Source organism: Streptomyces odonnellii (genome assembly GCF_000981895.1).
Classification (GTDB): domain Bacteria; phylum Actinomycetota; class Actinomycetes; order Streptomycetales; family Streptomycetaceae; genus Streptomyces; species Streptomyces odonnellii.
Map to the genome: position 1 here is coordinate 1 of NZ_LATD01000108.1, position 10,789 is coordinate 10,789.

The 10,789-nt window shown below is 72.6% G+C and carries 7 protein-coding genes; 3 read left to right on the plus strand and 4 right to left on the minus strand.

Going from position 1 to position 10,789, the window contains the following annotated elements:
* Positions 1-66: 66 nt before the first annotated feature.
* The 3 genes from WH07_RS12085 to WH07_RS12095 form a co-directional block, all read right to left on the minus strand.
* Positions 67-1,614, minus strand: coding sequence for a DUF5719 family protein (locus WH07_RS12085; protein ID WP_046499262.1), 1,548 nt, complete (start codon positions 1,612-1,614; stop codon positions 67-69).
* Complete coding sequence (locus WH07_RS12090) at positions 1,611-5,498, minus strand: glycosyltransferase (protein ID WP_046499264.1); 3,888 nt, start codon at positions 5,496-5,498, stop codon at positions 1,611-1,613. Before WH07_RS12090 ends, WH07_RS12085 begins: the two co-directional genes overlap by 4 nt.
* A 462-nt stretch (positions 5,499-5,960) precedes the next feature.
* Positions 5,961-6,224 (minus strand): WhiB family transcriptional regulator, encoded by a 264-nt coding sequence (locus WH07_RS12095; RefSeq protein WP_014046372.1) that lies wholly within the window; start codon positions 6,222-6,224, stop codon positions 5,961-5,963.
* A 728-nt stretch (positions 6,225-6,952) separates the two neighbouring features.
* On the opposite strand from WH07_RS12095, the gene WH07_RS12100 reads away from it, so the two are divergent.
* The 3 genes from WH07_RS12100 to WH07_RS12110 all read left to right on the plus strand — a co-directional run bounded on the left by WH07_RS12100 (position 6,953) and on the right by WH07_RS12110 (position 9,942).
* Positions 6,953-7,456, plus strand: coding sequence for a cysteine dioxygenase (locus tag WH07_RS12100; protein WP_046499275.1), 504 nt, complete (start codon positions 6,953-6,955; stop codon positions 7,454-7,456).
* 75 nt (positions 7,457-7,531) lie between these two features.
* Positions 7,532-8,488 (plus strand): 2-phospho-L-lactate transferase, encoded by a 957-nt coding sequence (gene cofD, locus WH07_RS12105; RefSeq protein ID WP_046499280.1) that lies wholly within the window; start codon positions 7,532-7,534, stop codon positions 8,486-8,488.
* On the plus strand, positions 8,485-9,942 hold the full coding sequence (locus WH07_RS12110) for a coenzyme F420-0:L-glutamate ligase (RefSeq protein WP_079023161.1): 1,458 nt from the start codon (positions 8,485-8,487) through the stop codon (positions 9,940-9,942). Before cofD ends, WH07_RS12110 begins: the two co-directional genes overlap by 4 nt.
* A gap of 88 nt (positions 9,943-10,030) precedes the next feature.
* Here the strand turns inward: WH07_RS12110 and WH07_RS12115 are convergent.
* On the minus strand, positions 10,031-10,789 hold a 759-nt coding region (locus tag WH07_RS12115; RefSeq protein WP_046499283.1), incomplete at its 5' end, for a DNA-3-methyladenine glycosylase family protein.

Sequence of the window (10,789 nt, forward strand, 5' to 3'; positions counted from 1 at the left end):
GGCCGGAGCCGCTCCAGGCCGCTGGCCCCTCTCCCTGGCCCCCGCCACCAGGCCCTTCGCCCTGTCTCAGTCGCCCAGGATCGACAGATCCTCTCGTGCCTTCGGTACGGACACCGTCCCCCGGTCGTCCGGCAGCGTCTGCACCGTGAACATCGGCACCCCGTCCTCCGGCAGCGCGAGCGTGCGCGCCGCGTGGACCGGGCCGCCGCCCGGCTCCGGCTCGACCGTCAGCGCGTACGAGCCCTTCAGCCCGGCCGGCACCGGCGGGGTGAAGGCCAGCGTCGTACCGCCCTTGACGGTGTAGACCTTCTCGGCCTGTTCGCCGCCGCCGGTCCCCGCCGAGGCCGTGACCTTGACCTTCGCGGTCGCGCCCGGCGCGGTCAGCGAGAGTGTCGTGCCCTTGGCGCGGTTGTCGGCCACGGTCGCGCGCGAGGCGATCGGCGCGGTCGCCGGGATGAACGCGATCTCCTGCGCCGAGCCCTTGCCGCGGACCACGCGCAGTGCCGCGACCACCGGGGTCGCGCGCCCGCTCTGGGCCGGGCTGAGGATCAGCGATCCGGCCTCGCCCCTGGTGACGTTCGCGAGGTCGACGGACGCGGTCATCCGGGACTTGACGTGCAGGGTCTCGTTCCCGGCGGGGACGATCGTGCCGTCGGCGCCCGCGAGTTGCACCTTCAGATCGGCGTCGTCCTCGCCGGGCGCGAAGGCCACCAGCCGTACGTCCGTCGCGTCGGCCGGGATGCCGGGCAGCACCACCCGGCCCGCCGGATCGCCCGAGGCCGCCAGCCAGTCGCTGCCCGCCTTCTCGTCGGCGACACGCAGCACCGCGCCGACCCGGCCGGTACGGGTGGTGACATGCACGGTCACATCGGGCGCCGCCTCGCTGGTCAGCGTGGACAGAAGCACCGGCACGCTCGACTTCCCGGGTACCGGAATGCCCTCGCCGACATCCGACTTGAGGACGCCGTCCTTGCCGTACACCTCGATGTCGGCGACGGCGGCGGTGTCGTCGGGGTTGGTGAGATGGACGTAGTCCTGGCGTGTCGCCTCGGTGCTCGCGCCGGGGAACCAGAAGTCGGTGTCCGGTCCCGCGCAGGCCGTCCCGAGCAGCCCGCGCGCGCCGCCGACGCCGACCGTGGTGGTCTGCTGGGTGGTCCAGCCAGGGGCGAAGCGGCCGGTGGCGCTGCCGACGAGGGCGGGGGCGTCGGCGCCGCTCGCCTCACCGGCGACGGGTTTGCCGGGCTCCTTCAGTGCGATGAAGGCCTTGTCCTGCGCGGGATCCTTGGCCGGGTCCTTCTTCTTGTCGTCCTTCTTGGCCGTGCTGTCCGCCGCGCCGGCCAGGGTGACCACGGACTCCCGCAGTTCGGCTGAGCCGGTCGCGGCACCGCCGGAGGTGCCCGCCGTGCCGGCGGGGGTGAAGGAGGTGTACGTCGTCTCGGCGACGTCCGACACGCTCGGCGCCGGGCAGAGCTGGGTGGTGCGCTCCACGGGCAGCAGCGCCGGGACCTGCGCGACCGCCGTGTCCGTGGAGTCCGGCGCGGTCAGCGAGGCGAATCCGGTGATGGCGGCGAGGGCAGTGGCGGCCGCGATGAGGGAGAGGGTCGTACGGTTCACTGGTTGCTGCTCCCGTCGGGGCGCGGACGCCGGTCGTTCTCGTGGCCGTCGGCGTAGGGCTGCTGCTGGCCGTAGCCGTACGGGTCGTACTGGGACGGGTCGTACTGGCCGGGGATCTGCGCCTGGCCGTCCTGGTAGCCGCCTTGCTGGTACGAGCCGTCGGGGTACTGGCCCTGCTCGTACGTACCGGCCGGGTACTGGCCCTGCTGATACTGGCCGTCCTGGTACTGGCCCGCGGGGTACTGCTGGTACGGCTGCTGCTGGTACTGGCCCTCGTTGTACTGACTGGCGTCGGCGTACTGGCCGTGCTGCCCGTTCTGTCCGTTCTGGTAGGGGTCCTGCGTGTAGCCGGCACCCGCGCCGGCCGTGGCGTTGGCGTCCCAGTCGTATGTCTGCTGCTGGGGAACGGAACCGTACGGATCGGCCGCCGGAGCCGCGTCGGGCATGGGCGGCACGGCCGCCTGCGGACCCGTCTCGTACGCTCCCGCCCGGTCCGTCCCGTACTCCCCGCCGTACTCCCGGGCCCCGGTCTCCGAAGGCTCACCGGTCCCGGGAGCCTCACCGGTCCCGGGCGCGGCGCCGGTCTCCTCGGGATCCCCGGCGTCCCCGGCGTCCGCGGCCTCCGCCGCCGCCCGCAGCCTCCTGGCCCTGCGGCCCTCGCCCACCAGCGCCTCCGCCGGAATCTCCGTCTCCTCCTCGGGCAGGTCGTCGTCGATCTCGCGGCGGCGCCCCGGCAGCGCGAGGACCAGCAGGACGACGGCGAGCGCGCCCTGCGCCCAGATCCACGCGGTGTGGGTGATCGGATCCTCGTAGGTGAGATCCAGCCGGCCGCCCTCGGCGGGCAGTTCGAATCCCTGGGCCCAGCCGTCGACGGTCTTCTTGGGCAGGACCTCGCCGTCGAGCGTGGCCTGCCAGCCCTCGGCGGCCCGGTCCGCGATCCGCAGCACCCGCCCCGCTGCGCCCTCCGGGATCTCCGTGTGCGCCTCGACCGGCCCGGCGGCCACGGCCAGCGGCTCACCAGCGCCCTTGCCGTCGACGATCACGGCCCGGGAGATCTGCCGGTCCACGCGCCACAGCGCGCTGCCGTCGAGCTGACTCAGCCGGCTCAGCCCGGGGGTGGCGTCGAGGACGCGGCTCATCTGGCGCGGCGACCCGTCCCGTACCAGCACGTAGCGGATCGCGAACCCGCTGAGCTGGTCGGTCTGGTCCGCGCCGGAGCCCGCGACCAGATTCGCGACGATCTTGTCGAGCCGTGGGTCGCTGCCACCGGACTCGGCCAGCTCGGCGTCGCCGAGACGCCCGCCGGAGCCGCGGACCAGGGTGTACGAGACCTCCGCGGGCGAGGTGCCGCCGAGGACCAGGGTGCGCGGCTGGTCGCGGGTGATGCTCTCCTCGGCGACGAACGCCGGGACCTGCACCGGGTCGCGGCGCTCCAGCGGGCCCGCGGCGCCGCTGATCATCCAGCCGAAGGCGCCGAGCAGCGGGGCGAGGACCGCGGCGGCGGCGATCAGTACGGCGACGGGCTGGCGCCAGCCGAAGTTCTCGGCGGCCACCCGCTCCCGGGCGCCGTCCGCGCCGAGCACGGCCGCCGCGATCAGCGCGATGCCGTAGACCAGGGTGGCGGGTCCGGCCCAGCCGGAGTTGTTGGAGATCACCGCGAAGACCAGCCCGAGGAGCGCGACGGCCCAGGCGGTACCGATGGCGAACTGCCGCTCGCCGCGCAGCAGGGCGGCCAGCGCGGCCAGCACGATCCCGATCAGCAGGACACCGCCCGCGGCCTTGGGGCCGCCGGGGCTCATCCCGAGCAGATCGAACGCGGAGGCCTCGCCCGTACCGAACTCCAGGCCCGCCTCGCGGAAGAAGGCGGACGGACTCGTCAGCACCGACAGCGACCAGGGCGCGAGCATCAGTACGGGCGTACCGAGCCCGGCCAGGACGCGCGCCCCGTACGCGGCGATGTCGTCGCGGCGCAGCACCAGGACCCCGAGGCCGAGCAGCAGCGCCAGCGGCCAGACCACCGGGGTGAAGGCCATCGCGAAGGTCAGCAGGAAGGCGTACGCCCAGGTGGCGCGCCAGCTTCCGCGCACGCCCTCGGCGTACGCTCCGGCGCGCATGCCGTACGCGGCGACCGCGGCCCGCGCGATCAGCGGCAGCAGAATGGCGAGGACGGCCGTGCCGAGGCGCCCGGTCGCCAGCGCGCCGGTCGCGGCGGGCAGGAAGGCGTACGCGACGCTCGCCCACGCGCGCAGCAGCCGGGACTCGACGAGCGGGCGCGAGGCGAAGTACGCGGTCAGTCCGGCGAGCGGCACCGAGCAGACGAGCAGCAGGGTCAGGGCGAAGCCGGTGGAGCCGAGGAAGAGCGCGGACAGCGCGGCCAGTACGGCGAGATAGGGCGGCGCGGTCTCGGTGTTGCCCGTACCGACGGCGTGCCAGCCGTCCGCGTACCGCGACCAGAGGTCGGAGACGTCGCCCGGCGCGGGCAGCAGCGCGCCGCCCGCCAGCGCGCCGCCGCCGAGCAGTCCGCGGCAGGCGACGAGCGAGACGACGAGAAGGATCGCGAAGAGCACGGGCCCTGGCTTGTGCGCGAGCTTCTTCAGCCGGGCGAACTGCTCGATCTCCAGGAAGTCGGCGTCGTCCCCGCCGGGTCCCGATTCGACGGCGCCGTGCCGTGAACCGCCCGCGTCGGCCTCGTCGCCGGTGCCGAGGCTCGCGGCGATCTGCTCGACGGTGGCCCGTACGGTCGCGCCGGGCGGCGGGAAGAGCGGGCGCAGCTCGGCCGGCTCGACGACGCCCTTGCCGCGGTGACGCCTGCCGCCGATGATCCTGCCGGGCCTCAGCAGGGTGCCGAAGAGGCCCATGACCTCGTCGACGGCCTGCCCCGGCGCCTTGCCCACCAGATAGGCGAGCGTGCGCAGCAGGGTGCCGACGACCAGGCGGAGCAGCACGTACGGGAGGACGGCGCCCCGTGCGTTGACGAGCATGGTGTAGACGGCGCCGGCCTTGTCGACCCGGTGCGGGTTGACGACGGAGCGGCCCGCGCAGTCGACCGTACGGCGCTCACGGGCGGCTGCCTCCGCGTGCCGCAGGACGGCGTCGGGGGCGACGAGCACCCGGTGGCCGGCGGCGTGCGCGCGCCAGCACAGGTCGACGTCGTCGCGCATGAGCGGCAGCCGCCGGTCGAAGCCGCCCAGCTCCTCCCATACATCGCGGCGGATGAGCATGCCGGCGCTGGAGACGGAGAGGACGCTGCGGACCTGGTCGTGCTGGCCCTGGTCCTGTTCGCGCCGGTCGAGCCCGGTCCAGCGGCGGCCGCTGTTGGCGATGGACACACCGACTTCGAGGAGCTGCTTCCTGTCGTACCAGCCGCGCAGCTTGGGGCCGATGACTGCGGCGTACTCGTCGGAGTCGGCGACGCGCAGCAGCTCGGCGAGGGCGTCGGGCTCGGGCGCGCAGTCGTCGTGCAGGAGCCAGAGCCACTGCACGGGCTCGCCGTGGGGCAGCTCCGGCATGTCGTACGTGTCGTCGCGCCAGCTCCTGGTGACCGGGTCCCAGCCGCTGGGCCGCTTGAGATACGGCAGATCGTCGGGCGTGAGCACCCCGGCGGTACGGACCGCCTCGTCGACGGCCGTACCGAATCCGGAGCGGCGCGCGAGATGCAGGACGCGGTCGGCGCCGAGGGCCTCGGTGAGCAGCCGGGCGGAGTCGTCGGCGCTGCCGGTGTCGGCTGCCATGACGTTCTGTACGGGGCGTTCCTGGCCCAGCAGCCCGGCGAGGGCGTCGGGCAGCCAGCGTGCGCCGTCGTGCGAGACGAGTACGGCGGTCACGACGTGCCTCGGGAACTCCGGGGCGGTGGCGGAAACGAACGCGGCGGTGGTGGGGGACATTGAGGTAACGGGCCCTCCGGCCGAGGGGTCGCCCCGAAGGGGCGTGGAGCGTCTGGGACGGGGCCCCACACTAACGGCTGGCAACAGGACGGTCCGCCGCCCGCGGGGGAAGGCGCGGGCGGCGGACCGTTCGACAGGTACGAGGTTGTGACGTTCGGGGCTGGTGTTGATGGTGGTGAATGGGCGCTTTGGCGCGGGTGAGCGGCCGCGGGAGCACACCGGGGGCGGGGTGAACGGCGCTCGGGTGCGGTGACGACGGGCGGCTCGGTCAACACCTTGGTCAGCCTCGGTCAGCACCTCGGCCGGCACGGGGTGGGCCGGTGGTTACGAGGCGGGGCGCGCCCGGCAGGGGTGTGCGGGCGTCAGCGTCACCGGGCGGGGGTTCACCCGAGGGGAGCGGAGCGGGAGCGGCCAGGAGCGGCCGGAAACAGGCAGAGAACTGTCGGGAGTCGGCGCGATCTGTCAGATCGCGGCCTTCTTCAGTCGTCGCCGTTCACGTTCGGACAGTCCGCCCCAGATACCGAATCGCTCGTCGTTGGCGAGGGCATACTCAAGACATTCGGAGCGGACCTCACAGGCGAGGCAGACCTTCTTGGCCTCGCGGGTGGACCCGCCCTTCTCGGGGAAGAAGGACTCGGGATCGGTCTGGGCGCACAAGGCGCGCTCCTGCCAGCCGAGTTCCTCGTCCGCGTCCTCGACCAGCAGTTGCTGGAACAGCTCGGTCATGTGCGCCCCTCGTCTGTCTTCGCGTCCCCGTGATCTGGCCGTTGTCGATTTCGGCCGAACGACACGAGTGAAATTACAAGTGCGTGCTCTGGGCCGGTCAAGCCGAGATCTGCTATTGGGCCCGGTATTCACTCTGCGGAACCAAGGCTATGCGGAAAGTGTTCAAATCACCAAAAACCTGACACATGCCACTGGCCTGCCCACATCCACCACCTCTCACCACGAGAGACGCCACGGACCGCGGCCCCGGTGCCGTTCCGGCCACGGAAGCGATCCGGATCACAGTCTGATCACAAGGGCGTGACGATGTTTGCGAGCACAGTCGCTGCCCCATGTCTCCGCGAGCGAGGGCGGACAAACCTCTCCCTCGTCGGAGTAACCGGATGAGGTGAAACATTGCCGCCAAACCGGCCATCGAGTTGACACCGGCAACTGGACTCGCCACCTTTGAGGGCATGCCAGTGATCCCCGCGCACACCGCGACCCACGTCCGTGGATTCCGCAGCGCTGTTCAGGCTCGCTGTCGCTGTCGCCGCTCCGGCTGTTGACGGGGAAGCCGCGATCGTTCTGATCGCCCCCTGTCCTCTCTCCGATTGATTCTGATCACCGCTTGATCCCGATCACCTGATCCCGATCACCACGACCGCTGTCGGCATACCCGCCGTACACGCCGTGCGCGGTTGATCGCGCTTCTTTCTTGTCTTTTCTGCCGAGGAACCACCGCACCCATGAACAGCGACAGCGACATCCAGATCGCCGGCGATCTCCTTGAGGTCCGGCATCTTCTCCAGCCGGTCCGTCAGCATCCCGCCACCGTGGCCGAGTTCGCGGGGCTCGCCCGTGCGCTCGCCGCCGACCGGGCGGAGTGGGCCCCGCTCGTCCGGTACGACGCCACGAGCCGCTGGTACCACCGGCTGCGCACCGGACCCGGGTATGAGGTGTGGCTGCTCTCCTGGGTGCCCGGTCAGGGCACCGGTTCGCACGACCACGGCCCGTCCTCGGGCGTACTGACGGTGCTGGCGGGAGAACTGACGGAGCGTTCGCGGAGCGGCAGCCGCTCACTGGTTCCGGGGGCGCAGCGGATCTTCGCGCCCGGCTCTGTGCACGAGGTCGTCAATGACGCGATCGAACCCGCCGTGAGTCTGCACATCTACTACCCGGGTCTGACCGAGATGCCGATGCACACGGCCCTGTGCTCCCCGGCGGCCCAGGAGGATGTCGTACCCGCCTGAGAGTCCCGCCCACCGCCCGGCCATCGCCCGGCCACCTGCCCCCAACGACGGGCCTCCGGCTGAGACAATGTATTTATGCGCATTGTGGTTCTGGCCGGCGGTATCGGCGGCGCCCGCTTCCTTCGTGGCCTCAAGCAGGCCGCGCCCGACGCGGACGTCACGGTGATCGGCAACACCGGTGACGACATCCATCTGTTCGGGCTGAAGGTCTGCCCCGACCTCGACACGGTGATGTACACCCTGGGCGGTGGCATCAATGAAGAGCAGGGCTGGGGGCGTACGGACGAGACGTTCCAGGTCAAGGCGGAGCTGGCGGCGTACGGCGTCGGACCCGGGTGGTTCGGCCTCGGCGACCGGGACTTCGCCACCCATATCGTCCGTACGCAGATGCTCGGCGCGGGCTATCCGCTGAGCGCCGTCACCGAGGCGCTCTGCGCGCGCTGGCAGCCGGGAGTGCGGCTGCTGCCGATGTCGGACGACCGTATCGAGACGCATGTGGCGGTCGATGTGGACGGGGAGCGCAAGGCCGTGCACTTTCAGGAGTACTGGGTGCGGATGCGGGCGTCGGTGGACGCGAAGGCGGTCGTCCCCGTCGGCGCGGACCAGGCCAAGCCGGCGCCGGGAGTGCTGGAGGCCGTCGCCGCCGCCGATGTCATTCTCTTCCCGCCGTCCAATCCGGTGGTGAGCATCGGCACGATCCTGGCCGTTCCGGGGATCCGGGAGGCCATCGCCGAGGCGGGGGTGCCGGTCGTCGGGCTCTCGCCGATCGTGGGGGACGCGCCGGTGCGCGGGATGGCCGACAAGGTGCTCGCCGCGATCGGTGTCGAGGCGACGGCGGCGGCGGTCGCGCTGCACTACGGCTCGGGGCTGCTGGACGGCTGGCTCGTGGACACGGTGGACGCGGGGGCGGTGCCGGAGATCGAGGGCGCGGGCATCCGCAGCCGGGCGGTGCCGCTGATGATGACGGATGTGGACGCGGCGGCAGAGATGGCGCGCGAGGCGCTGAAGCTGGCCGAGGAGGTACGGGCATGACGGCACCCTCGTCTTCGTTCCCGCCCCCGCCCTCGCCCTCGTCCTCGGGCGGGTCCTCCGGCGGGCCGGTGGACCCGGGCGCGGGCCATGCACCGGACGCCGTCGCCTCGTACCGTGTGCGCGCCCTGCCCGGGCTGCCCGAGGTGCGGCCCGGGGACGATCTCGCGAAGCTGATCGCGGCCGCCGAGCCGGGGCTGGCCGACGGGGACATCCTGCTGGTGACCTCGAAGATAGTCTCCAAGGCCGAGGGCAGGATCGTCGAGGCGGCGGACCGCGAGGCGGCGATCGACGCGGAGACCGTACGAGTCGTCGCGCGGCGCGGGCCCCTTCGTATCGTCGAGAACCGGCAGGGTCTGGTGATGGCCGCGGCCGGGGTGGACGCCTCCAACACCCCTGCCGGGACAGTGCTGTTGCTGCCCGAGGACTCCGACGCCTCGGCGCGGGCGCTGCGGGACGGGCTGCGGGACGCGCTCGGGGTCGACATCGGTGTGATCGTCACGGACACCTTCGGGCGGCCGTGGCGCAATGGACTCACTGATGTGGCGATCGGGGCCGCGGGGGTGCGGGTGCTGGACGATCTGCGCGGCGGGACGGACGCTCACGGCAATCCGCTGAGCGCGACGGTGGTCGCCCTCGCCGATGAACTGGCCGCCGCGGGCGATCTGGTGAAGGGCAAGGCCGCAGGGCTGCCGGTCGCGGTGGTGAGCGGTCTGGCGCATCTCGTGGGCGACACGGGCACGGGCACGGACGGCGCGGATGCCGCGGATGGTGGCGGCGGCGCGGGTACGGGCGGGGCCAGCGGCGCGCGGGCGCTGGTGCGGGGCTCGGCGGACGACATGTTCCGGCTCGGGACGTCCGAGGCGGTACGGGAAGCCGTCACCCAGCGCCGTACCGTCCGCGACTTCACCGGCGAACCGGTCGACCCGGGCGCGGTCCGCCGCGCCGTCGCGGCGGCCATCACGGCTCCGGCGCCGCACCACACGACGCCGTGGCGCTTCGTCCTCCTGGAGTCGCCGGAGTCGCGGCTGCGTCTCCTCGACGCGATGCGCGACGCCTGGATCGCCGATCTGCGCGCGGACGGCAGGTCGGAGGAATCCGTCGCGAAGCGTGTCCGGCGTGGTGATGTGCTGCGCAAGGCGCCGTACCTGGTGGTTCCCTGCCTGGTGATGGACGGCTCGCACAGCTACGGCGATCAGCGCCGCGACACCGCGGAGCGCGAGATGTTCACGGTCGCCATGGGCGCGGGCGTACAGAACTTCCTGGTGGCGCTGGCGGGCGAACAGCTGGGCTCCGCCTGGGTTTCGTCCACCATGTTCTGCCGTGAGGTCGTACGGGAGGTGCTGTCGCTGCCCGCGCACTGGGACCCGATGGGCGCGGTGGCGGTGGGGCATGCGGCGGAGGCGCCGAAGGAACGGGCGGAGCGGGACGCGGGGCAGTACATCGAGGTGCGCTGAACCGGCTTGTGGCGAGGTGCGCCGAACCGGCTTGTGGGCAGGGCGACTTGTCCGCTCACAACCGGCCCGTGCTCACACCGGGCCGTGCTCACAGCCGGGCGATGTTTCTGATCGGGGTGCGCGGGGTCCGGCGGGCGGGGGTGCGGCCGGACAGCATGATCAGCCGGGTCGCGCGGTGACGCTGGCCCGCGTAGGGGGCGAGGAGTTCCAGCATCGCCGCGTCGTCGGCGTACCGGTCGTCGGCGAGGGCGTGGCCGACGATGCCGGGGAGGTGGAGGTCGCCGACGGTGACGGCGTCCGGGGCGCCGTTCGAGCGCTGGACGACCTCCGCGGCGGTCCAGGGGCCGATGCCGGGGATCAGTTGCAGCCGGGCGGCGGCCTGGACCGGGTCCATGGCCGCGGCCTCCTCCAGGCGGCGGGCGACGCGGACGGCGCGCAGGATCGTGGCGGAGCGTTTGGAGTCGACGCCTGCCTTGTGCCATTCCCAGGACGGGATCAGTGACCAGGTCCGGGCGTCGGGCATCACATACAGCCGCTCGCCGGAGGGGAGGGCGGGGCCGGGGGCGGGTTCGCCGTACTTCCGTACGAGCGTGCGCCAGGCGCGGTACGCCTCGACCGTGGTGACCTTCTGCTCCAGAACGGACGGAATCAGCGATTCCATGACGCGTCCGGTACGGCAGAGACGCAGGCCGGGGCGGTGGCGGAGGGTCTCGGCGAGGAGGCGGTGGCGGGGGGTGAAGGCGTCGGGTTCGTCCGCGGCGCCGAGCAGATCGGGGAGCTGCTCCAGCATCCAGCCGGCGCCGCGACCCCATGCCTCGGCCTCCACGGCGCCGCCGACGGCCTTGAG

Coding starts and splice junctions, on each gene's coding strand:
- WH07_RS12090 (WP_046499264.1), bottom strand. CDS start 5,498: ATGTCCCCCACCACCGCCGCGTTCGTTTCCGCCACCGCCCCGGAGTTC.
- WH07_RS12095 (WP_014046372.1), bottom strand. CDS start 6,224: ATGACCGAGCTGTTCCAGCAACTGCTGGTCGAGGACGCGGACGAGGAA.
- WH07_RS12100 (WP_046499275.1), top strand. CDS start 6,953: ATGAACAGCGACAGCGACATCCAGATCGCCGGCGATCTCCTTGAGGTC.
- cofD (WP_046499280.1), top strand. CDS start 7,532: ATGCGCATTGTGGTTCTGGCCGGCGGTATCGGCGGCGCCCGCTTCCTT.
- WH07_RS12110 (WP_079023161.1), top strand. CDS start 8,485: ATGACGGCACCCTCGTCTTCGTTCCCGCCCCCGCCCTCGCCCTCGTCC.